Here is a 23860-nt window from a genome sequence, read left to right as displayed (position 1 = left end):
CTATGCCTGATGAGCTAAAATCGCCTGTTGCATCAACTCGACATCAAAGTCTCGAGTAATGACCGCTTTTCCAAGTTGCTGCAATAATACAAGACGAAGCTGCCCATTTAAAACTTTCTTGTCGTGAGCCATATAAGCCAGGAAATCGTCAAGTGGGATTTTAGGACAAACAATAGGTAATTGCGCACGAGAAATGATTTTTTTTGTACGCTCAAGGTCTTCTAATGAAATCCAACCCATGCGATGGGATAAATCTGCTGCCATCACCATACCGGTTGCTACCGCTTCTCCGTGCAGCCATTCACCATAACCCAGATAAGACTCAATCGCATGACCGAATGTATGACCGAGATTAAGTAAAGCACGCTCACCCTGCTCTTTTTCATCATTGGCTACAATACGAGCTTTATGTGCACAAGAACGATAAACCGCTTCGGCCAGCAATTGCTCATCACGGGCAATAAGACCTTCCATATTGGCTTCTAACCAGACCAGAAAATCTTCATCTCCGAGTAAGGCATATTTGATCACTTCAGCCAGACCCGCAGACAGTTCACGATCCGACAAAGTTGCAAGTTGTGACATATCTGCCAGCACCACTTGTGGCTGCTGGAAAGCACCAATCATATTTTTACCCAGTGGATGATTAATGCCGGTTTTACCCCCCACACTGGAATCCACTTGAGAGAGTAACGTCGTTGGCACCTGAATAAAATATACTCCACGCTGGAAACAGGCAGAAGCAAAGCCGGCCATATCTCCAATAACACCACCACCGAGTGCCAGAACCGTACTGTCTCGGTTAAAGCCTGCCTCAAGCAATGCATCAAAAATTAGGTTTAGATGCTCAATATTTTTGTATTTCTCACCATCCGGCAAAATACAGGTCGCCACAGTTTTACCCAAATTTTCTAATGCAGCCTTATAGCGATCCAGATAGAGTGGTGCCACCGTATCATTACTGACAACCATCACCTGCTTGCCATGAATATAAGGCTCAAGCAATTCCTGAGGATTCAAGTTACTACCAATAAAAATGGGGTAACGACGTTCACCGAGTTCGACATATAAGGTTTTCATGAGGGGATAACCACTTTTTCAACTGAACTTATTTTTTTGGAAGGATGAGATTCAGAATACGCTGCGCCAGATCCCGTGCAGCTCCCTGATTGGTCTCAATGATGTAATGTGCGACTTCCCGGTATAACGGATCCCGCACTGCAAGCAGGTCTCTGAGTTTCTGTTCAGGATTTTCGACTTGTAACAAGGGACGGTTTTTGTCGCGATAGGTTCGCTGAAGCTGAATTTCAACTGGAGTGTAAAGATAAACAACGATGCCTCGCTGCTTTAAATAATCCCGATTAGGAGCCTGAGTAATTGCACCACCACCAGTCGCAAGTACCAGCTGTGGACGTGAGGTTAACTCATCAATGACAACAGTTTCACGATGACGAAAACCCTTTTCACCCTCTTTTTCGAAGATCCAGGGAATTGTAGCTCCTGTTTTCCGCTCAATTTCATGATCGCTGTCCAGAAATTCTCGTCCTAACAGTTCTGCTAAATGTCGTCCTACTGTTGTTTTACCGGCCCCCATCGGCCCTACCAAATAGATATTTGGCAGGGTTTCAAACTCTTTGCTTGGCAAGGAGTCACCTATTCATTTTGTTAAATTCAAAATATATTAATGATTTCTTGAAACACTGTCATTAACAATTCGAGGTGTAACAAAAATCAGTAACTCACGCTTGTTATCCGCTTTTACATCTTTACGGAATAAACGACCTAAATAAGGTAAATCGCCCAAGAAAGGAACTTTAGTTTGTGCATTTCGAGTTTCTTGCTCAAAAATACCACCAAGTACTACTGTTTCGCCATTATCAACCAGTACATTGGTGTTTAAACGGTTTTTATTTAGATAATACTCACCCATTGGCGTTACCCCAGCAATACTGTCACTGGAGATATCTAAAGCCATTTGAACTTTACCATCAGGTGTAATGCTAGGAGTAACATCAAGCTTCAATACCACATCTTTAAATTCAGTTGTTGCTGTTGCATTCGCCCCAGACCCTTCAGTCGACTGGTATGGGACTTCCAAACCGGACTCTACTGTTGCTTTCTGTTTATCAGCTGTCAAGACTTTTGGCGTAGAAATCACTTCACCATAGCCATCTGCCTGGAGTGCTGATAATTCAAGATCCAGCATAAAATCTGAAAGGCTAATTAAACCAAAGGCAATACGCCCAGCGGCATTCTCGACACCTAAATCAACATTCAAGTTACTAGGGCGTTGAATTTCATAAGTTGGAATACCCGTCGCGCTATCAATTTCAGGTGTTCTTAAATCCCAAAGAGTCGTATCACTACCTCCTACAAGTAGATGATCGTTATTAGTAATACCTTGAGATAAAATCCCCCATTTCACACCCATTTCTTTCGCAAATTCGGTGGATGCACGAACAACACGAGCTTCAACCATCACTTGTTTGACTTGAACATCAAGCAAGTCGACCATACTACGAATTTTATCAATAAACGGTTGAGTATCATTCACGATTAATGTATTGGTACGAGCATCAATAGATACAGAACCACGTGAACTTAATAAACTTTCTTTATCTTCATCATTAGAATTATTGGAAGAGTTATTCGAGGAGTTAGAAGAGTTCTGGGCTGATTTATTTTGTGTAATCAGTTTTTCAATATCTGCCGCCTTCGCATAACTAAGTTGCATATATTCTGTTTGGATTGGAGCTAGTTTAGTACTTTGCTTTAAAGCCTTAGCTTCTTCCTCTTCAGCCTTAATGAGTTCTGCCACTGGTGCAATCCAGATCACATTACCATTACGACGCTTATCTAGATTTTTGGTTTTTAATACAATATCTAAAGCCTGATCCCAAGGCACTTCCTTAAGGCGTAAGGTAATATTACCCTGTACGCTATCTGCAGCAACCATATTGATATCGGTAAAATCGGCTAATAACTGTAGAACTCGACGGACTTCAATATCCTGAAAATCTAGAGAAATCTTTTTACCTGTATAAGCGACTGATTTAGGACGTAAGGGCCCTTTAACTTCTGGACGCTTCAAACTAATCGTCAGCTTATTATCTGTCTGGAAAGCCACATATTCATAGCTTTCCGCAGACTGAATGGTAATTACGCCTGATCCATTCTGGTTGACCGCATCTACCGTTGAAACGGGTGTAGCAAAATCATTTACATTTAAACGTCGGGTCAAATGTGCCGGAATCTTGGAGCCCAAAGTCCGTACAATCACTTTGGTTCCCTGCTGCTGAACATCGACTGGTGTGTTCTGACCTGCCAGATCAATTACCACCAGTCCTTCACCTTGCGCACCCCGCTGGAAACCAATATTAGTAATCCCCTGAGCGACCTGTTGTTGTACAGGCTGAGCAATAGCAACTGGAGTAGCAGAATTAATTTTTAAAATAAAGGTATTGCCTTCCACACGTGTCGTAAATGCACCTGCATTAGCGAGATTCACCGTCAGTCGAGAACGCTGTGCATCTGAGCTAACATCCACTGAACTAGCTTCAGCAGTTGCGACTGGAATACTAGACTGTTTTAGATTTTGTTGGGCCTCATTAAAATCCAGAATCAGACGTGATGGAGATTCCAGCTGATAGGCTTGAGGCTGAGGTGGCAGACCATTAAACATCACTCGGATTTCAGTTCCCTGTCCAGGAATCTGCATTGGTACCACATTGGTCATTGAAACCTGCGCACTAGCCGCTTGCATCACAGCAATCGCGACAGCCCCCATAGAAAACTGACGAAACACATGATTCATTGTATTAGCATCCCCAAAAATAAATTCTTTAATACTCTTATTCATTTTTATTCCTTAAAACTTATGGCGCTGGTCCAATCAAAACCAGACTTCGTGGACGTTCCACATATCCCTCACGGCCATCTGGAATAATCTCAATCAAGTCAATCTGTGTCGGCGTAATTCTCGTTACACGACCATGATTAAGTCCCATATAGCTGCCACGTTGTATCCGTTCAATTTCCCCATCAGGCGTTTGAATTAGAGCCAGAATCTGCCCCGCCTGATTCCGCATACTGCCTTTCATGCTTAAAGTTTCCAGTGGATAACTCTCTAAAGGCTGTAATTGGCGTGACAAGTTTGGATAAACCCGCTTACCCGCCATAATTTTCAATTCAGCTGCTAAAGAGCTCGGCAGAAAAGGACTTTTCAGCTGATGAGCTGCATAATTAAACATTTCTGTCGGAATAAAATCCGGCGCCGGTTCAATTGGTAATGGCGGTTGATTACGAATATTGGCCATTTCCTGATTGACTGCATCAATTCTTGATTCGCAACCCACCAATAAAAATCCGAGCGTTAAAGCTGAAGTAATTTTAATGATATTCATTACTGGGCTCCCTGCGTATCAGTTGTAGCCGGAGTAGATGAAGCATCTGCATTACCTACATAACGGTAGGTTTTCGCTTTCACTACATAATCAATAACAGGAATTTCAGATTTCTTTTCTTTATTTTCAGTTCCTGTAATGGTGAAGTCATGCAGTGTAACAATACGCGAAAGCCCCGCGATACTACTTACAAAAGAACCAAAGGCGTGATAATCCCCAGTGGCTTCAATCGCGATCGGCTGCTCAATAAAGAATTCCTGCTTGATTTCAGGTTCAAGACGAATATTCTTAAATTTCAGTCCGGAGTTCACTCCACTCAGGTTGATATCTTCAACCAGACCTGGAATTTCAGTTTCTTTCGGCAATTGTTCCAATTGCTGATTAAAACGTGCTTCCATCTCCTGCAACTGAATCTGATACTGCTGTAAATTACGCAGCTTAGATTCCTTTTCCCGGAATTCATTTAACAGGTTTTGTTCTTGAGCACTGGCTTGTGAAATTGCTTCTATCTTGCCGCGAATAAATCCGAAATACCCCAGCATAAAAACCAGAATAACAATAAAGATCCAGCAGGTAATCTTGACTGATAATGGCCAGCTGCCATAATTATTTGGATCTAGTGTATTGAATTGTTGAAAGAATTTCTCAACTGTCATTTTTTTTCTAGGAACAGCCACTACGTCTTGGCTTAATTCATCGAATTCGTCATTACTCATGATGATGCCTCCGCTGTAGTTGTGGCTGGTGTTTGTCCTTCTTTAAGTGTTGGCTCAGCGATTTGATCCAGATCAACCGTGACCGTAAAGCTGCCATAAGATTCTTCCACTCGAGGAATCACTGATGATGGCGCTTTATCTTTTGGTTCTTCAGCAACCAGGAAAGCATTCATAAATGCATTACGATACCAGGTAGAAGCCTCCAGATTACGTAGCAATTCAGCCACTGTATTCGGACTTTCTGCCTTACCTTCAATAGTGAATTTATCGCCGGTACGCTGAAATTTGGTAATGTACATATTGCTTGGTGTGACCCGTACAATTTCATCAATCAGGTGAACTGCAATCGGCCGTTGAGTCTGTAGACCCTGAATCAGCTTCATACGTTCAACAATTGCATTACGCTGATCTTGTAAACCATCCAATGCTTTTAGCTGTACATCCAGATTCTGGTTAGTACTGACCACCAGCTGGTTGGCCTGTTCCTGATCCTGAAGTTTTTGATCATAGTAGAACCAGGTTGAACCTGCTGCTGCCAATCCTAGAAAAAGTGCCCCTGCGCAAATCGCTACAAATTCATTATTTCTTTTAATTCTTAGCTCATCGCGCCAAGGGAGTAAGTTAATCTTTGCCATTAATCAAAACTCCTCAATGCCAAACCACATGCAACCATGAGTGAGGACGCGTCATTTTCAATTTTTTTAATATCAATTTGAGGAGAAAAGCCCATTTGCAGGAATGGATTGGCAATCGTGACCCGGTAGCCGAGTTTTTGCTGTAATAGTTTTGCCAGACCTGGAATATTGGCATTTCCCCCTGCCAATAAAATATGGTCAATCTCGTTAAACTGAGATGAAGAGAAGAAGAACTGTAATGAACGGGCTGCTTGTTGGACTACAGCATCCAAGAAAGGTTCCAGCACTTCGATGTCATAGTCATCCGGTAAGGCACGGGTTTTTTTAGCACGACCTGCTTCCTCAAAAGACAATCCATAACGGTTCTGGATTTCCTGAGTCAGCTGTTTGCCACCAAAAACCTGCTCACGGGTATAAATGATCTTGTTATTCTGCATGACGGATAAGGTCGTCATACTATGACCAATATCCAGGATCCCGACAGTATTTACCCCCATCGGTAAGGTATCCGAAAACACCTTGAATGCATTTTCTAATGCAAAACTTTCGACATCTGCAATTTTTGGATTAAGATTGGCAATTTGCAGTACTTCAGAACGCGCTTCAACATTTTCTATTCGGGTCGCTACCAACAGGACATTGACCCGGTTCGGATTGGTTAAACGGTCTGGCAGAACTTCAAAGTCCAGACTGGCTTCATCAAGTGGGAAAGGAATATATTGTTCGGCATCTTCACGAATCTGAATTTCACGTTCATCATCCGACATATCGGCATCCATTTCGATGATCTTGGTGATGACCATAGAAGTTGGAATCGCAAAGGCTGACTGACTGGACTGGGTATTGGCCAAATTAATCGCACGCCCCAACGCATCACCCACCGCTTCTGGATTTAAAATATTTTTTTCAACGACACTACTTTCTGGTAATGGGACCAAAGCATAACTTTCTACCCAGTACCGACCGTTCTTTACAGAGAGCTCTAAAACTTTAACAGAAGTCGAACTAATATCGACTCCTATTAACCCCTTATTTGGCTTACGATATAACCTGCGCACAATACAATTCCTATTATTTTTTTATCCCCAATAAAAACAAACTCACCAATCTGTGCCGGCCTATAATTTTATACAGATACAATAACTCATCTAACAATATGTATATCTAAAGGATATACTGACCGGTAATTAGTTTGCCATTAGCTCTTATTAAAACTTACTTGTTATGAAAAAGCTATCTTGTTCAGGCCTTGTTCATCCATTTTTTTTGATCATTATCATTATTTTGATCTCAATTCCGATGGGTTTCTATGGCATGTATCTCTATATTGCCCCATCTTTGCCTGAAATGTCTACGCTTAAAAAGGCACCTTTATTAAAGCCTTTACAAGTTTTTAGCTCAGATAATGAGCTCATTGCAGAGTATGGTGGCAAGCTTTCTGTTCCTGTGAATTATGAACAGATTCCGAAAGAATTTATTCACGCCTTCCTCGCTGCAGAAGATTCCAGTTTCTTCGAACACAGCGGGATCAGCTTTAAAGGCTTAGGACGTGCAGTCAGTGAAACTATTACCGGCTCTGATGTACAGACTGGTGGTTCGACCATTACCATGCAGGTCGCCAAAAACTACTATTTAAGTCCCGAACGTACTTTAAAGCGTAAGCTGACTGAAATTTTCCTGGCACGTAAAATAGAACAGAATTTAAGTAAAGAAGAAATTCTGACTTTATATGTCAATAAAATTTTCTTGGGGAAAAATGCTTACGGCATTGCGGCAGCAGCGAAAATCTATTACAACAAAAGTTTAGATGAGCTTTCGATTGCGCAAATGGCAATGATTGCTGGCCTACCTAAAGCACCTTCTCGTTATAATCCGGTGGCCAACCCTAAACGTGCATTAGAACGCCGTAACTGGATTTTAGGTCGCATGCTGCAATTGGGGTATCTGAATCAAAGCCAATATCAGGAAGCCATTGCTGAACCGATTAACCTGGATATGCCTGACCGCAGTACCCGCAACAAATTTCCCTACGTCGGTGAAATGGTTCGCTCCGAACTAGTAGAAAATTTTGGTGAACAGGCCATAGATTCAGGTTATAAAGTCTACACGACGATCCATAGTGAACGTCAGGCTTATGCTGAACAGGCGGTACAGGACGGTTTAGAAGCTTATGATCGTCGTCATGGCTGGCGAGGTGCCGAAGCTCATGATCAGCCCCTGCAAAATTTCCGTGTCTATGCCAATACTTATCCTGCTGAAGTGACCAAGGTCAATAATAATAGCTTTGAAGCGTTGATGCAGGATGGTACAACCGTAACTGTGCCTTGGTCAGGCATGTCCTGGGCCCGTCCTTATCGTAGTGCAGATAGTGTAGGTGCTGCACCAAGCAGAGCCTCACAGATTGTTAAAGTTAAAGATATTGTTCGTTTAAGACCTAATGAGAATAAAAGTTCCTGGGCACTGGTACAAACGCCTCAGGTACAGGGCCAATTAATTGCCTTGAACCCGAATAATGGTGCGATTGAAGCCATTGTCGGTGGTTATAATTTTTATCAATCCAAATTTAACCGCGCGACTCAAGGCTGGCGTCAACCGGGTTCAACCATTAAGCCTTTTGTTTATGCTCTGGCTTTAGAACGTGGTATGACTCCACACACCATGGTCAATGATGCACCGATTACTATTGGTAAATGGAGTCCGCGTAATTCGGATGGCCGTTATTTAGGGATGATTCCTTTACGTCGTGCTTTATATCTGTCACGTAACACAGTTTCAGTTCGTCTATTACAAACCGTTGGTATTGAGCGTACCCGTCAGTTATTTATGGATTTTGGCTTGCAGGATAACCAGATTCCACGGAACTACACCATTGCTCTAGGTACGCCTCAGGTTTTACCAATCCAGATGGCCACTGGTTATGCTACGTTCGCCAATGGTGGTTATCGGATTCAGCCACATTTTATTACGCGTATCGAAGATGCCTATGGCAAGACTATTTTTGAGGCTAAGCCTGAATATGCCTGCATCTCGTGTATTAATGCTCAGGAAGAAAGTCCTCAACCAACAGGCGCACTCACTCCTGATGATGAAGCCATTGAAATCAATAACAAAACCTTAGCACAGAAACCAGAGACACCAAAAATCTCGGCTGAAGACAGTAATTACCGTCAGGCAGAACGTATTTTAAAATCTAGTTCTGCTTATGATATGACCAATATCCTGCGTGATGTGATTCAGCATGGTACGGGACGTGCTGCTTTAAGAATTGGTCGTAGCGATATTGGGGGTAAAACCGGTACCACCAATGATGCCAAAGATGCCTGGTTTGCAGGTTTTAATGGCAAGCTGGTCACCGTTGCCTGGGTCGGTTTCGACCAGCCAAAAACTTTAGGTCGCCGTGAATACGGTGGCGTGGCAGCCTTACCAATCTGGACCGACTTTATGGGTAATGCCTTAAAAGGTACACCAGAAACTTGGGTTCGCCTGGATCGTAATGCTAAAGCACCTATTAACCGTAATAAAGTAGTGCAAGGTGAGCAGGAACAGCATGATCCGTCTTCTCCACCTTTAGCGACGCCTCTATATCGCCCTGCCCCGGTTGTAGCACCTAAACGACAAAGCAATGATTTTGAAGATTTGCCTGATCAGGAAATTCGCATACCGGATGATGAAAGAGTGGCGCCAAGAGACCAGCCACTACAACCAAATCGGGTGGTGGATCCTTTGGAAAACTTGATTGAAGAAATTGAATAATCTGAACCAATAAAAAATCCCTCAATAATGAGGGATTTTTTATTTCTAAATAACCGATTTACTTCTTCTGAAATACATAAATCTGGAATTGGGCCATTAAATCGAATTGATCCTGCTGCTCAAGTGCCAAACGGCGTTCAGGTTTGGCTTTATAAGCATAGGGAGTCATAGCAACCAGGTTTTTTAAATCCGCTTGAGGCAAAGTCATTGGCGCATCAATCACCTGTTCACTTACCAGATTAAATACATCCTGCAACTGCTCAACAAATTTCTGTGGCTCGTGTGCTTTCACTTCCTCAAATAAGGCTTCACGCATCGCGTACAAATGTTGTGGTGCAGGCGTCACTACCATCAAATAAGATTTTGGCTTTAATACCCGCAAGATTTCCTGTTTCGGAATCGGGCTAAATAAGCTGGTACAGAGATCAATGAATTGATCCAATACCGGCAAGGTTGCCCCTGTCCCTACCACCCAGGTAATTTCTTTATTCAGTTTAGCTGCAACCTGAACTGCATTTTTGGCAATATCTACGCCGACACATTGCATGACTTCAGCCTGCATGGCATTGGTGTAATAACCTTCGCCACAACCAATATCGAGCAGATTTTCAATCCGCAGCTCACGGATTTTCTTAACCACAGCCTGTTGCAAAGGCGCATAATGACCTGCACTCAGAAATGCACGGCGTGCCTGCACAGATTCAGGCGTATCACCTGGATTTTTACTATGTTTATGCTGCACTACATGCAGATTCACATAACCCTGCTTGGCTATATCATAGCTATGCTGATTGTCACAGCGCCATGTACGTTCATTTAAGCGTAACTGCTCACGACAAACAGGACACATCAGTAAGTTCATTTTTTAATTTCTCCAAAACAAAAAAGCCGGCATGCGCCGACTTTTTCAAATGCATTTCTTAGCGTAATTTTAAGGTCATTAGGCCAAAAACTACCAGCATAATTGTAATAATCCAGAAACGAATGACGACTTGAGTTTCACGCCAACCTTTCTTTTCATAATGGTGATGCAAAGGTGCCATCAAGAATACACGTTTATTACGCATTCTTAATGAACCGATTTGCAGGAAGACTGAAATTGCTTCCACCAAGAATACACCTGCCATAATCGCAAACACGATTTCCTGACGCACCATCACAGCAATCGTACCCAGCATTGCACCTAAAGATAATGCCCCTACATCACCCATGAACACTTGAGCTGGGTGAGCGTTATACCAGAGGAATGCCAGACCGGCACCGATCATCGCAGCACAGATCACCACCAGTTCAGAAGAATATTTCACATAAGGAATATGTAAGTAGTTAGCGAAACGTACATCGCCTGCCAAATAAGCAAATACCCCTAAACCTGCCGCAACCAGGACAATTGGCATAATTGCCAGACCATCCAGACCATCGGTCAGGTTTACGGCATTGGATGCACCATTAATCACGAAGTAAGTGAAAATAATGAAGCCAATTCCCAGCGGAATCACAGACAATGGAATGGTGTGATCCTTAAAGAATGGAATTAACACATCCAGCATATTGGCAGTCACTACCGGATTCGGTTGCTGCTGGGCGATCACATACAGCGCAATACCAGCACCTAAAGAACCCACTGATGTCCAGAAGAATTTCTTACGTGCAGGTAAACCGGCATTGTCTTTATAACGGATTTTAATCCAGTCATCCGCCCAACCAACGGCGCCGAAAATCACCATTACCGAGAGCACAATCCAGACATAAGGATTCGTCAGGTCCGCCCACAGTAAGGTGGAGATCCCGATCGAGAGCAGGATTAATACCCCACCCATGGTCGGTGTACCCATTTTCTTGGCATGATTCTCAGGAGCAAACGAACTTACTGCCTGACCATATTTTAGTGCCTGCAATTTGCGGATCATGATTGGACCCAAGACCAAACCGATAGTCATAGCAGTCAAAACGCTGAGCAAAGCACGTAAAGTTAAATAACGAACCACCTGAAACGTGCTATCAAAGCCCGCCAGCTGGTCAAATAGCCATAACAGCATTTAGAGTTTCTCCATCAATGCAGCCATTAATGTTTCCATATGGGTAAAACGCGACCCTTTAAATAGAAAAGACATTGGCTGGGGATGATGTGTTTCAATCAAATCAATTAAAAATGGTAAAGCCTGCTCCTGATTGAGGAAAGCCTGCATCTTCTTACCATATTGCGTACTACGTGCACCTTCTTGTGCAGCTGGAGCAAATTCACCCACAGCCACCACAAAATTAATGCCTTTGACCGATACCAGATCCCGACCAAGTTTATAATGCTCGATCGCGGCAGATGAACCCAGTTCACCGATATCACCGGTCACCATCACTCGAATACCCTGCTGCTGCGCTAAAACTTCAGCCGCTGCACGCATCGAGCTTGGATTGGCATTGTAGGTATCATCAATAAATAAAAAATCTTTATGCGGTATAAAGTTCAAACGACCTTTGGCACCAACGGCCTGCTCAAGGCCAGCCACGATATCATCCAGACTGATACCAATCGCCAAAGAGAAAGCCACTGCTGCAGTTGCGTTTTGCACATTGTGTTCACCAGCAAATGGCAGATTTACGGTTTTACTGCCTTGTGGTGTATTTAGCGTGAAAGTCGCAGATTGCGGATGTAATTCTACGTCAGTTGCATAGATGTCACCGCCCTGACCAAAACTCAAAGTTTTCTCGGTTTTGACGGCTGCACGAATCTGCTCGGCATAATCATCCGCTGCAGGCACAATCGAAGTTTCAGAAATATGTGAATAGATTTCAGATTTAGCGCGACAAATCCCATCACGGCCACCAAACTCACCTAAGTGTGCAGTACCGATATTAATGATACCGGCCACATGCGGCTGTACCAGATTGGAAGTGTAATCAATTTCACCCTGATGGCTCGCACCCAGCTCCATCACCGCATACTGATGTTCAGCACGCAGTTCCAGCAACATCATTGGGACACCCAAATCATTATTCAGGTTACCGCGAGTGACTAAAGTCGGTGCCAGACGTGACAGGATACTGCCCAGCATTTCCTTGGTCGTGGTTTTACCGCTACTGCCAGTCAAAGCAATGACTTTGAGCTGTGGATTTTGCTGACGACGATATGCGCCAAGATGACCCAGCGCCAGGCGAGTATCTTCAACTACTAGCTGGCAAATCTCTGCGTCAACAGGTTGGCTGACAATCGCGATTCCACAGCCCTTCTCAGCCACTTGGGCGATAAAGTCATGCGCATCAAAACGCTCACCTTTCAATGCCAGAAAAGCATCACCTGCTTCGGCATGACGGGAATCAGTTAAAATCCGCTTAATCTGGCCTTCAGGTTTTTTATCATTCAGCCAATAACCCTGAGTGGCTTGCTGTAACTGTTCAATTGTCCATGGCTCTAGAGACACGGTACTTGTTGTTGAAGTATGCATGTAAAATCCTAATGCGCTGGAAATGCTAAATCACGGTTGTGATGCTGGGCATCAATCGCGGCCTGTACCTCGACCACATCATCAAACCAATGTCGCACCCCATCAATCTCCTGATAATTTTCGTGTCCCTTACCGGCAATCACCACAATGTCACCTGGCTGTGCCTGGTCGACTACAAAGCGGATTGCTTCACGACGGTCATGAATTTCATGATAGGTTTTGTCTGAAAAATCGATACCCTGCTTCATGTCAGCGAAAATCTGGTTTGGATCTTCAGTACGTGGATTGTCCGAAGTCAGCACTGCAATATCAGCACCTTCGAGGGCCGCCTGAGTCATCAACGGGCGTTTGCCACGATCACGGTCACCGCCACAACCAAAAGCAACCCAGAGTTTTTGACTGACATGGCGCTTCAGCGTAAGCAAGACCTGAGTGAGGGCATCTGGAGTATGTGCATAATCCACAACAAATAAACGCTCATCATCACGAATGACCTGCATACGGCCTGGGGCACCTTTCAGCTCGGGCACAGTGGCAATTAAATCGGCTAATGCAAAACCGGCTTGCTCTGCCACAACCAGGCTGGCAACCAGATTTTCGATATTGAAATGACCCAGCAAAGGACTATGCACAGTAAATGTATCTTGTGCAGTGATCAATTTAAATTCAGCACCGGAAATACTGTACTGGATATCCTGAACCTGATAATCAGCTGCTTGTGACAAAGAATAAGTCAGAATTTTCGGCTGATTCGGATTGGCTTTTGCAGTATTCAGCATCACCTCTGCGTATGCGTCATCAATATTGATGATTGCAACTTTCAGAGATTCAAAGCTGAATAAACGCGATTTTGCTTCTGCATAAACTTCCAGCGTACCGTGATAATCCAGATGATCTCGACTTAAATTGCTATAAGCCGCAATTTCAATCGCACAACCATTCAGACGGCCCTGCTCCAGACCATGCGAACTCGCTTCAATGGAAGCAAATTCCGCACCTGCCTGTGCATAGGCATGCAAGGCATTTTGCAATTGCAGGGCATCGAGTGTGGTATGAGAAGAGGCTTCCAGACTCGGCAAAATACCATTCCCTGTAGTCCCCATAACTGCACAGGCTTTGCCTTGCAGCATCAGCAACTCAGCAACCAGACGGGAAATCGTGGTTTTACCATTGGTGCCGGTCACGGCCAGAATACGGGTAGCCTTAACTGGCTGAGTCGCTTGCAGATAGCGCTTTTGCCACTCGCCCATCAAGTGACGGACATTGGGTACTACCAAAGCTGGAGTAACACCTAGCTCTTGTTCTGAAATTACGGCCAGTGCACCCAATGACAGGGCTTTTTTAGCATATTCTGCGGTTTTTTCAGGTTGAGACAAGCTGGTCAGGGCAATAAAAATTTGCCCCAGTTTAACTTTGCGGCTGTCCAGTTCGAAACCCTGAAAGGATTGTCGCATCCACTCAGCAGGTTCTTGAACGGCGTAGAGATCTTGAAATGTAATGGACATTGATCACCTATTTACTGGACTTTGGGAGATTCTAAAGGTTTGTCCAACGGGACATTTAGCAGGCGTAAAGATTCCTGCATCACACGGGCAAAGACAGGTGCAGATACCGTACCACCATAATAAGACCCTTGCGGATTTTCCACGACCACCACCATAGCAATACGCGGATCACTCACGGGTGCTACACCAGCAAATAAAGCACGGTATTCACTAGTTGAATAGCCTTTACGGTCGGCACGCAATTTATGCGCAGTACCCGTTTTACCTCCAACACGATAACCAGGTACGGTTGCACGGGTTGCTGTACCACCAGGCAAAGTTGCTGTTTCCATCATCAGCAGAACCTGTTCTGCGATTTGTGGATCAATCATCTGCTCGCCTTGTGGCTGTTCTTCTAACTTATATAGACTTAAAGGCACTTTCACACCTTTGTTCGCCAGCATGGCATAGGCATCAGCCAATTGCAGCACAGTCGCATTCAGACCATAACCATACGCCATGGTTGCTACTTCAGACACATTCCATTTACTTGGCGGCAGAATCAGACCGGAACTTTCGCCCGGAAATTTCACTGCGGAACGCTGACCAAAACCAAGACGTTTATAGAAAGTCGGTAAAGTTTCATACGGCAGTGATAAAGCCAATTTGGCCACACCAACGTTTGATGATTTCTGGATAATGCCACCCAGTGTCAACTGACCGTAGTTATGCGTATCACGGATGGTGTGGTTTCCGACCCGCATACTACCTGGACTCGTATTGATCACCGAATTGGCTGTATATTTCCCACTCTCCAAAGCCATCGCCACAGTTAGCGGCTTCATGGTTGAACCCGGCTCGAAGGAATCGACAGCGCCACGGTTACGCATTGCGTCTTTATTTAATAAGCCATTCTTGTCATTCGGGTTATAAGAGGGCCAAGAAGACATTGCCAGAATTTCACCGGTTTTGACGTCGACTGCAATCGCTGTTGCGGAGCGGGCATTATTGGCGACGCCTGCTGCAGTCAGTTCACGATACATAATGTACTGTAAACGTGAGTCGATACTCAGGGTAATGTTTTCACCCGGCTCGACTTCTTTAATCACTTCCGGTTCTTTAACCCGGTTGCCTTTCTTGTCACGGATAATCTGCTGTTCACCATCCTGACCGGCAAGACGGGTATTCAGCTGCATCTCCAGACCTTCGATCCCAATTCCCTCACTATTGGTCAGACCAATAATCTGGGAGTTTGGCTGGGGCTGAGGATAATAGCGCTTATAGTTTTTCTCGGTATACACACCTTGGAAATTACGCTTCATGATCAGTTCCGCCTGTTGTGGCGGCACTTCTTTTTTCAGGATCAGATAACGTGAACGTGGACGCTCTTCCATCTTTTTGCGCAATTCAGCACGATCCATGCCCACTGCATCAGCCAGCTCATCCAGATTCAGGTTTTTATCTGGGAGCTGGCGTTTCAGTTTACGGCTATTCGGCTCTTTCTGTAGTGCCAGCATGGTTTCATCATAGAGTTTTTTATTATCAAAATAGTCACGTGGGTCAATCACGATTTTCATAATCGGCGTACTGATCGCCAGCGGAATACCATTACGATCATAAATTACGCCACGCATGGCCTTGATGGTATTGGTTCGTAAAATATTGGCATTGGCTTTATTTTGCAGAAAGTCTTTATTGATAATCTGCACATAGAAAGCTCGGCCGATCAGTGTCACAAAACACAGTAGCACCACAGCCCACATGATGTAAAAACGGTTGATATAAACATTTAAGGCATTTTTCTCGGTGACGGACTGCTTTTTACGTACCGGTTGCTTCTTTCTCTTGTCTACCATGTTCGAGCGCTAGCCTTATTTTTTCTCATCTGAAGGTTGTGGTAAGGAAATCACGACACTCTGTGAAATCGGAGGTGAATACATCCTTAACTGGGTCACTGCACGGGTACCAATTTGCGCGGTCGCACCAAAGGTCTGCTGTTCAATCAGCAAACGTCCCCACTCTGCATTCAGGTCATCCCGTTCGCGCAGATAGGTACTTAGTTTGCGGTTATCCTGACGGTATTCAAAGACTTGGAAGACGACAAATACCGCACTGATGAAGACCATCAATATCAATATGAGGTAAACAATGACTTTTTTCAGCCATAATTTTTCTGTTTTTTTATCAACCACTTCAGTTTTCATGATGTGCCTATTAAGCTAAACGTTCTGCCACGCGCAGCCATGCGCTACGTGAACGAGGATTGGCTTTAACTTCCTCATCACTTGCCTTGACCCGGGCGATTTTCTTTAAACGTCGCGTATCCTTTTGTTGTTGCGGCATTCCCCAGCCTGAATCTTCTTCAAGCGTTGATTCTTTTTGAATAAACTGTTTAATCAACCGGTCTTCTAATGAATGAAAGCTGATCACAGCCAAACGTCCCTCTGGTTTTAAAATTTCAACCGCTTGAGGGAGGAAAGTTTCAATATCTTCTAATTCTTTATTAATAGCAATACGAATTGCCTGGAAAGTTCGGGTGGCAGCATGTTTATTTTTTTCCCATTTTGGATGGGCAACTTTCACAATTTCCGCCAGTTTGGCTGTGGTATCAATATATCCGGCAGCCTTGATCGCTTTGGCTATACGACGACTATAACGCTCTTCCCCATACTGAAAAATCACATTGGCCAGTGCTTCTTCTTCAATATCCACCAGCCATTCTGCTGCAGTCGGACCTTGCGAGTTGTCCATACGCATATCCAGCGGGCCATCTTTCATAAAGCTGAAACCGCGTTCTGCCTGATCCAGCTGCGGTGAAGACACCCCTAAGTCAGCCATCACACCATCTACACTTTCAATACCCTGCTCAGCTAATGCCTGTTTTAAATCAGCGAAGCTGGCATGGATAATTTTAAAACGTGAATCTCCCTGTTCCAGTTCTGCGGCAACAGCCAATGCTTGCGGGTCTTTATCGAAAGCATAGACGCGTGCATTTTCATCTAATTTGGAAAGTAATAAACGTGTATGCCCACCGCGACCAAAGGTTCCATCCACATAAATTCCCGTATTGCGACCAGCCAGTAAGGCATCAATCGTTTCGTGAAGTAATACAGAAATATGTGACATAAAAACTCAATCAATAGGGCGAAAAATTTAACTGCACATTATCACTCTGTTTAGCTAAAGCTCCAAACGACTTTTTGTAGATAAATATTAATTTCTATAGAGAAAACCGTTTTTATTTTTCGACAGCCGATAAAAAAGCCTCCATCGAGGAAGCTTTTTTATATTTTAAATTTATTTTCTAATCAACAGATTAACGCTTCGAGTTATAGATCTGGTCGAAGATTGCGCCATTCACAAAGTGAGTTTTCTGTGCATTGGCCCAGCCACCGAATACTTCATCAATGGTAAAGGTTTTAATTTTTGGGAACTGTGATGAATATTTGGCTAATACTTTCTCATTACGTGGACGGTAGAAATGTCGTGCTGCCATGTCCTGACCAAGTGGAGAGTAAAGATAGTTGATATAACCTTTAGCTAACCATTTATTGCCATTTTTATCCACTGTACGATCTACGATGGCTACAGAGGGTTCAGTCAGAATGGTCAAAGATGGATAAACGATATCAAACTTATTCTTACCTAAAGTTTTTTGCGTTACCAGAGCTTCATTTTCCCAAGTTAACAACACATCACCAATATTACGTTCAGCAAATGTGGTCATCGATGCACGTGCAGCAGAGTCCATCACTTTTACGTTTTTATAAAGCTTGCCGACAAATTCTTGAGCTTTTGCTTTGCTACCACCTGGCTGTTTCTCTGCATAACCCCAAGCTGACAGATAGACCCAACGTGGCAAACCACCAGTTTTCGGGTTCGGTGTAATAATTTCTACACCCGGCTTAGTCAGATCTTTCCAGTCTTTAATTCCTTTAGGGTTACCCTTACGTACCATGAAGACAATCGTTGAAGTATAAGGTGCAGAATTATGCGGGAACTCTTTTTGCCAGCCTAGCTGAATCTGACCAGATCTTACGATCTCTTCAATATCGTTTGCCAATGCCAAAGTAACCACATCACCTTTTAAACCGTCGACCACAGAACGGGCCTGTTTACCTGAACCGCCGTGAGACTGTTTAAAGTTCACATCAATACCGGTTCGTTTTTTCCAGTAGGCACCAAAAGATTTGTTGAATTCGTCATAGAATTCACGGGTCGCATCATAAGAAACGTTCAGGAATTCACGATCCGCGGCTTGGCTCGCAGTTGCAGTAAATGTCAGACCTGTTGCCAATAAGGCAGCACTAACCAGTGATTTTAATTGAGTTTTCATAAGAGCATCGGGAGATTATCTTCATTAGATATAACTATATGAAATAAAGTTATTTTTCGCAATTGAGCAAACAAAGTGCATACAGGGTAATATTTAGTTATTTTTTGTTTTAATTTCATGTTTTATATAATAAAAATTTCTAGATTAAAGGCTTATCCCATTTTTATAGCATTTTATGCTTTAGATATAAAAAAAACGGATAATAAATTATCCGCTTTCTGACTTTGCTTCAGTAATTAAAATTATTTACGGTTTTCCGCAGAGATTTGATCGTAGATGGCTCCATTCACAAAATGGGTTTTCTGCGCTTTTGCCCAGCCGCCAAAGACTTTATCAATAGTAAAAGTCTGGATTTTCGGGAATTGCGCTGCATATTTCGCTGCTGCTTTGGCATTACGTGGACGGAAGTAGTATTTCGCTGCCAGCTCCTGTCCTTTTGGTGAATATAAATAGTTCAGATAACCTTTGGCCAAATTTCGGTTGCCATTTTTATCCACGGTCTTGTCGACAATCGCCACTGAAGGTTCAGCCAGAATAGAAATTGAAGGATAAACAATTTCATATTTATCTTTACCCAAACCTTGCGTAGCCAATAACGCTTCATTTTCCCAAGAGAGTAATACATCACCGATTCCGCGTTCAGCAAAGGTCGTTAAGGAACCACGCGCACCTGAATCCAATACTTTGACATTGGCATAGAGTTTTTTCACCAGTTCTTTGGCTTTAGCATCATTACCACCCGGCTGTTTCAAGGCATAACCCCAGGCGGATAGATAAATCCAGCGCGGTGCACCCCCAGTTTTTGGGTTTGGCGTAATAATTTCAACGCCTGGTTTGGTTAGGTCATTCCAGTCTTTAATCTGTTTTGGATTGCCTTTACGAACCAGAAATACAATCGTAGAGGTATAAGGAGCCGAATTACTTGGAAATTCTTTCTGCCAGCCCTTTTCGATTAAGCCTGCATTGACAATTTCTTCGATGTCATTGACTAGCGCCAAAGTGACTACATCGGCCTGCAAACCATCCACCACAGAGCGTGCCTGTTTGCCTGAACCACCATGCGACTGTTTAAAATTGACCGCCTGCCCGGTTTTCTGTTTCCAGAACTTGCCAAATTCTTCATTATATTCCTGATAGAATTCACGGGTCGGATCATAGGAAACGTTGAGAAAGTCTTTTGCAGCATAGCCAGGAATGGCACTTCCGCCAAGTAATACTAAAATAGTAGAAGTTATTATCTTTTTCATGATTAGTGCTCATTGCTAATTTACCCAGCACTATATAAATAAAAAAATTACTTAACAATCATGATCTTATAATATTTTATCCAATCATATTCTATTTTTGATATATATGCTCACAATTCATTTCGGATACATTTTCCACTAAAAATTTAATATCCTGCTACAATATAAGACAGTTCTTCACGATCTCTACACAGTTATCTGTTACAAATAGGCAACTTAAATGTGGAAATTCTGAGATTTAGTAATTTTCCACAGAGAAATATTAGTTTTTTGTAAAAAATGTGACTTGGTTCTACTTTTTCATATCTGAATGTGATTAGATTGTAGCCAGTATTATAACAACATTTTTAACAAAACAAGATTAACCAGAGCCAAGGAGGAAGTTTGGATATGAAATTTAAAATATTTACAGCCAGCATCCTAAGTCTTATCACGCTGTTCTCGATCCAACTTGGCCATGCCGTAGTTGTGAAAACAGAGCTACCTAAAGCCTCTGTAAGTGCAATTGAAGTGAAAACCTCACCAATTGAAAAAGCAATTCAGCAACATAAGGCTGATAAAAATGCTTTTCATACTGAGGATGAACTTAAAGCGCTGACTGCGTTCAAATCAAATCCGACTCAAAGCTTTTTTGCAGCTCAAAACCTGCGCTTTACGCGCTTTGTGCAAAGTATCTTTTCTCCGAGCAATTCATAAGACTTAGTTTTAGTTCTCCACATTCGTTATATTTTGCTCATCCTGAAAAGCCGCATCATTCAATGTTGAATAAAGCATTAAGTGATGTGGCTTTTTCGTTATAATAGCTGCAATTTTATATTTAAGATTAGATCCGGTTATGACTGTTCGTACTCGTATTGCACCTTCTCCTACCGGTTTCCCGCATGTGGGAACTGCCTATATTGCCCTGTTCAACCTGTGTTTTGCCAAACAGCACGGTGGCGAATTCATTCTTCGTATTGAAGATACGGATCAGCTGCGTTCTACTCCTGAATCTGAAAAAATGATTCTGGACTCCCTACGCTGGTTAGGCCTGAACTGGTCAGAAGGCCCAGATGTCGGTGGTCCACATGCACCGTACCGTCAGTCAGAACGAATGAGCATCTATAAAAAATACGCAGAAGAACTGGTAGATAAAGGTCATGCTTTCTACTGTTTTGCAACAGCGCAAGAACTGGATGAAATGCGTGCTGAACAGCAGGCTCGTGGCGAAACTCCACGCTACGATGGCCGCGGTCTAAAACTGTCTAAAGAAGAAGTGACACGTCGTCTGGCATCTGGTGAACCGCACGTGATCCGCATGAAAGTGCCGACTGAAGGGGTATGTACCTTTAATGACATGCTGCGCGGTGAAGTAGAAATTCCATGGGCGCAAGTCGACATGCAAATTCTGCTAAAAACGGATGGTCTGCCAACTTACCATCTGGCAAACGTGGTTGATGATCACCTGATGCAAATTACCCATGTGATTCGTGGTGAAGAATGGATTCCATCTGCACCAAAACATCAGTTGCTGTATAAATACTTTGGTTGGGACATGCCAGTCCTGTGCCACATGCCTCTACTGCGTAACCCGGACAAATCAAAACTGTCTAAACGTAAGAACCCAACTTCAATCAATTACTATAAAGACATCGGCGTATTGCCAGAAGCATTGCTGAACTATCTAGGCCGTATGGGCTGGTCAATGCCAGATGAGCGTGAAAAATTCACTTTGGCTGAAATGATTGAACACTTTGATATTAACCGTGTCTCTCTAGGTGGTCCAATCTTTGATGTTGAAAAACTAAACTGGTTGAATGGTCAATGGATTAAAGCCCTCTCTCCTGCTGAACTGTTAGATACCTTACTGGCCTGGAAAGCAGACCGTGCCAAACTGGAAGAAATCGCTGCTGCAATTCAACCACGGATCAATCTGCTGTCTGAAGCAGTGAACTGGTCAGCGCATTATTTCAACCATTTCCCGACTTTGACTAAAGAACAGTTCGAAAGCAAAAAACTTTCTGAAGAACAAGTGCGTCAAAGCCTGCAATTTGCGATCTGGCGTCTAGAAAGCCTGTTCACCTGGAACAATGACACTGTTAGCCAAACGTTGATGGATCTGGCGAATCAGATGGGCATTAAATTACGTGACTTTATGCCAGCGTTCTTTATTGCCATTGCCGGTTCAACCGCTTCTACCCCAGTCATGCAGACCATGGTCACTATTGGTCCGGATCTAACTTTTGCCCGTCTGCGCCACGCGCTGGAAGTGGTCGGTGCTCCTAGCAAGAAAGAAGTAAAAGCTTGGGAAAAACTAAATGAGAGTCTGAAACTGCCGAAAAATGAAGCAGTTGATCAAGCTTAATTTATTTTTTAGTTGACGGCTGAGCGTTATATCCATAATATAACGCTCACACAGACTGGGGTCATAGCTCAGTTGGTAGAGCGCTACAATGGCATTGTAGAGGTCAGGAGTTCGATCCTCCTTGACTCCACCAAATAAGTCTTGCTTTACCTGTGTATTTGCCTCATTTGTCCCTATCGTCTAGAGGCCTAGGACATCGCCCTTTCACGGCGGTAACCGGGGTTCGAATCCCCGTAGGGACGCCATATTCAAGATGGCAACATCTTAATAAAAAACCCAAGCATTGTGACTTGGGTTTTTTATTGTCTGTCTGTTTTATATTGGCGGTATTTCGGTTTTTGCGTATCTTCCGATAAAATAATCAGTAATTTAGAATTTTGGAGTTGTAATGCAATATCGTTGCCCTAAATGTCAAAGCCCAAAAATCATGCCTGTGGCTCAGCCAGGTCAACCAGCGGCGCGTCCTGTCGTGCCTAAAAGCCTGATCATGCTGGTGCCTGCCCTGTTTGTATTATTGCTGCTGGTCATCATTAGCATCGCGATGTGGATTTTTGGAGATGGTGCAGGTACGACTTTACAGACCGCCACTGTGATCGTGTTTATTATCTGTCTGATCGCAGGCTTCATGTTCTATAAAGATTTGCCTGATTTTAAAATTTCTATGCAGGCTTTCATGCAAAGCCAAAAGAAATGGAAATGCCGTGAATGCAATCATGAGTGGGAAATCTGATTTTTATAGTTCACTCATTTTCAAAGCTAAAAATCTTGCATGCTTATGCAAGATTTTTTTATTAGTAAAACTAAATTTTCTACCATCCAATATTAAAGTGTCGACTAGAGCAATAAATTCATATTTTTTTCTAATTTACTTCACTTTTAAAATGAAGTTTTTTTATTTCTACTGCTTGTTTTTGCTCATTAAATACACAAAAATATCAACATGAGACTAAAAGCATGTAATTCATTACCGAAATAAAACCGCTTTATATTGTAGTCTTTAGTGGATAGTTTAATTAATTGTTAATAATGGCAAAGGTGAGGAATAAAAATGCTTAAACTTAAAAAAGTCATACATTTTCTGTTTTCTCATGATGAGCCAACAGGTTCAGAAATGGAAAATTATATTTCTGAAGCAGACACCTATTATCTGGAAGCTGTACAGTTTGAAAAGCTTTGCCATATTTTAAAGCAACGCCAAGCTGAACAATTTCAAATTACGCAGCTAGAGCAGCAAGAAAATTATCAACGCAATGCTTTCTGGAATTACTTAAGTGCAGCAACACGTGGTCACGCCGAAGCACAATATAGACTGGGTAAACACTTTCTTAAAGGTAGTCTGGGTTTAGATCAGAATTATTTTCATGCTGAAGAATGGCTGAATAAGGCTAAACAGCAAGGTCATTTAAAAGCTGCGCGGCTGTTATCAAATACTTATAGCCAAATGAGTATCCAATATTAAATAAAAAAACCAGCCCAAAGGCCACTGCTGTCCCATAGTT

Annotated in this window: 21 protein-coding genes and 2 tRNA genes; 7 read left to right on the top strand and 16 right to left on the bottom strand. The window is 43.0% G+C overall.

Annotated features, from left to right (window positions below; genetic code table 11):
- From aroB to B3Q46_RS06275, 7 genes are all read right to left on the bottom strand, one after another.
- Nucleotides 1–1080 (bottom strand): 3-dehydroquinate synthase, encoded by a 1080-nt coding sequence (gene aroB, locus B3Q46_RS06305; protein ID WP_286713986.1) that lies wholly within the window; start codon nucleotides 1078–1080, stop codon nucleotides 1–3.
- A gap of 28 nt (nucleotides 1081–1108) precedes the next feature.
- A complete protein-coding gene (gene aroK / locus B3Q46_RS06300; protein ID WP_005233593.1) occupies nucleotides 1109–1645 on the bottom strand; it encodes a shikimate kinase AroK in 537 nt (178 codons plus the stop codon).
- A 36-nt stretch (nucleotides 1646–1681) separates the two neighbouring features.
- Nucleotides 1682–3814: a type IV pilus secretin PilQ gene (gene pilQ, locus B3Q46_RS06295; protein WP_414631441.1), complete on the bottom strand. Its 2133-nt coding sequence runs from the start codon at nucleotides 3812–3814 to the stop codon at nucleotides 1682–1684.
- Nucleotides 3815–3875: 61 nt separating this feature from the next.
- On the bottom strand, nucleotides 3876–4403 hold the full coding sequence (locus tag B3Q46_RS06290; protein ID WP_034169727.1) for a pilus assembly protein PilP: 528 nt from the start codon (nucleotides 4401–4403) through the stop codon (nucleotides 3876–3878).
- A complete protein-coding gene (locus B3Q46_RS06285) occupies nucleotides 4403–5119 on the bottom strand; it encodes a type 4a pilus biogenesis protein PilO (RefSeq protein ID WP_005233587.1) in 717 nt (238 codons plus the stop codon). Before B3Q46_RS06285 ends, B3Q46_RS06290 begins: the two co-directional genes overlap by 1 nt.
- A complete protein-coding gene (locus B3Q46_RS06280; protein ID WP_005233586.1) occupies nucleotides 5116–5754 on the bottom strand; it encodes a PilN domain-containing protein in 639 nt (212 codons plus the stop codon). Before B3Q46_RS06280 ends, B3Q46_RS06285 begins: the two co-directional genes overlap by 4 nt.
- Nucleotides 5754–6812, bottom strand: coding sequence for a pilus assembly protein PilM (locus B3Q46_RS06275; RefSeq protein WP_180002742.1), 1059 nt, complete (start codon nucleotides 6810–6812; stop codon nucleotides 5754–5756). Before B3Q46_RS06275 ends, B3Q46_RS06280 begins: the two co-directional genes overlap by 1 nt.
- A 166-nt stretch (nucleotides 6813–6978) precedes the next feature.
- On the opposite strand from B3Q46_RS06275, the gene ponA reads away from it, so the two are divergent.
- Nucleotides 6979–9507, top strand: a complete 2529-nt coding sequence (ponA, locus tag B3Q46_RS06270; protein ID WP_286713984.1) for a penicillin-binding protein PBP1a — start codon at nucleotides 6979–6981, stop codon at nucleotides 9505–9507.
- A gap of 58 nt (nucleotides 9508–9565) precedes the next feature.
- Here the strand turns inward: ponA and B3Q46_RS06265 are convergent, their stop codons facing one another.
- The 9 genes from B3Q46_RS06265 to B3Q46_RS06225 form a co-directional block, all read right to left on the bottom strand.
- Nucleotides 9566–10369: a putative RNA methyltransferase gene (locus B3Q46_RS06265; protein WP_286713983.1), complete on the bottom strand. Its 804-nt coding sequence runs from the start codon at nucleotides 10367–10369 to the stop codon at nucleotides 9566–9568.
- A 58-nt stretch (nucleotides 10370–10427) separates the two neighbouring features.
- On the bottom strand, nucleotides 10428–11546 hold the full coding sequence (mraY, locus tag B3Q46_RS06260) for a phospho-N-acetylmuramoyl-pentapeptide-transferase (RefSeq protein ID WP_004787138.1): 1119 nt from the start codon (nucleotides 11544–11546) through the stop codon (nucleotides 10428–10430).
- On the bottom strand, nucleotides 11547–12950 hold the full coding sequence (locus B3Q46_RS06255; protein ID WP_286713982.1) for a UDP-N-acetylmuramoyl-tripeptide--D-alanyl-D-alanine ligase: 1404 nt from the start codon (nucleotides 12948–12950) through the stop codon (nucleotides 11547–11549).
- 8 nt (nucleotides 12951–12958) lie between these two features.
- Nucleotides 12959–14455 (bottom strand): UDP-N-acetylmuramoyl-L-alanyl-D-glutamate--2,6-diaminopimelate ligase, encoded by a 1497-nt coding sequence (locus B3Q46_RS06250; RefSeq protein WP_286713981.1) that lies wholly within the window; start codon nucleotides 14453–14455, stop codon nucleotides 12959–12961.
- 11 nt (nucleotides 14456–14466) lie between these two features.
- A complete protein-coding gene (gene ftsI, locus B3Q46_RS06245) occupies nucleotides 14467–16290 on the bottom strand; it encodes a penicillin-binding protein PBP3 (protein ID WP_034702203.1) in 1824 nt (607 codons plus the stop codon).
- Between the two features lie 15 nt (nucleotides 16291–16305).
- On the bottom strand, nucleotides 16306–16638 hold the full coding sequence (ftsL, locus tag B3Q46_RS06240) for a cell division protein FtsL (RefSeq protein WP_034702206.1): 333 nt from the start codon (nucleotides 16636–16638) through the stop codon (nucleotides 16306–16308).
- 10 nt (nucleotides 16639–16648) lie between these two features.
- Nucleotides 16649–17560, bottom strand: coding sequence for a 16S rRNA (cytosine(1402)-N(4))-methyltransferase RsmH (rsmH, locus tag B3Q46_RS06235; protein ID WP_034702209.1), 912 nt, complete (start codon nucleotides 17558–17560; stop codon nucleotides 16649–16651).
- A gap of 190 nt (nucleotides 17561–17750) precedes the next feature.
- Nucleotides 17751–18770 (bottom strand): sulfate ABC transporter substrate-binding protein, encoded by a 1020-nt coding sequence (locus tag B3Q46_RS06230; RefSeq protein ID WP_286713980.1) that lies wholly within the window; start codon nucleotides 18768–18770, stop codon nucleotides 17751–17753.
- Between the two features lie 242 nt (nucleotides 18771–19012).
- The gene (locus tag B3Q46_RS06225; RefSeq protein ID WP_286713979.1) at nucleotides 19013–20017 is read right to left on the bottom strand and encodes a sulfate ABC transporter substrate-binding protein; all 1005 of its coding nucleotides are present in this window, start codon (nucleotides 20015–20017) and stop codon (nucleotides 19013–19015) included.
- Nucleotides 20018–20407: 390 nt separating this feature from the next.
- Between B3Q46_RS06225 and B3Q46_RS06220 the strand changes: the two genes are divergently transcribed.
- From B3Q46_RS06220 to B3Q46_RS06195, 6 genes are all read left to right on the top strand, one after another.
- Entirely contained in the window at nucleotides 20408–20713 is a 306-nt protein-coding gene (locus B3Q46_RS06220) for a hypothetical protein (protein ID WP_159122701.1), read from the top strand.
- 139 nt (nucleotides 20714–20852) lie between these two features.
- Nucleotides 20853–22361 carry a glutamate--tRNA ligase gene (gene gltX, locus B3Q46_RS06215; RefSeq protein WP_286713978.1) on the top strand — a complete coding sequence of 503 codons (1509 nt, stop codon included), beginning with the start codon at nucleotides 20853–20855 and terminating at the stop codon, nucleotides 22359–22361.
- Nucleotides 22362–22418: 57 nt separating this feature from the next.
- Nucleotides 22419–22494 (top strand) — tRNA-Ala (locus tag B3Q46_RS06210).
- A 36-nt stretch (nucleotides 22495–22530) separates the two neighbouring features.
- A tRNA-Glu gene (locus B3Q46_RS06205) sits at nucleotides 22531–22606 on the top strand.
- 143 nt (nucleotides 22607–22749) lie between these two features.
- Nucleotides 22750–23091, top strand: coding sequence for a hypothetical protein (locus tag B3Q46_RS06200; RefSeq protein ID WP_004787163.1), 342 nt, complete (start codon nucleotides 22750–22752; stop codon nucleotides 23089–23091).
- A gap of 318 nt (nucleotides 23092–23409) precedes the next feature.
- Entirely contained in the window at nucleotides 23410–23820 is a 411-nt protein-coding gene (locus B3Q46_RS06195) for a sel1 repeat family protein (protein WP_286713977.1), read from the top strand.
- Nucleotides 23821–23860 lie beyond the last annotated feature (40 nt).

The sequence above is a fragment of the Acinetobacter sp. UBA2581 genome (genome assembly GCF_002339435.1).
Lineage (GTDB): Bacteria > Pseudomonadota > Gammaproteobacteria > Pseudomonadales > Moraxellaceae > Acinetobacter > Acinetobacter variabilis.
Note: the sequence above shows the minus strand (reverse complement) of the source record. Positions and strands in the feature narration are given on the sequence as shown.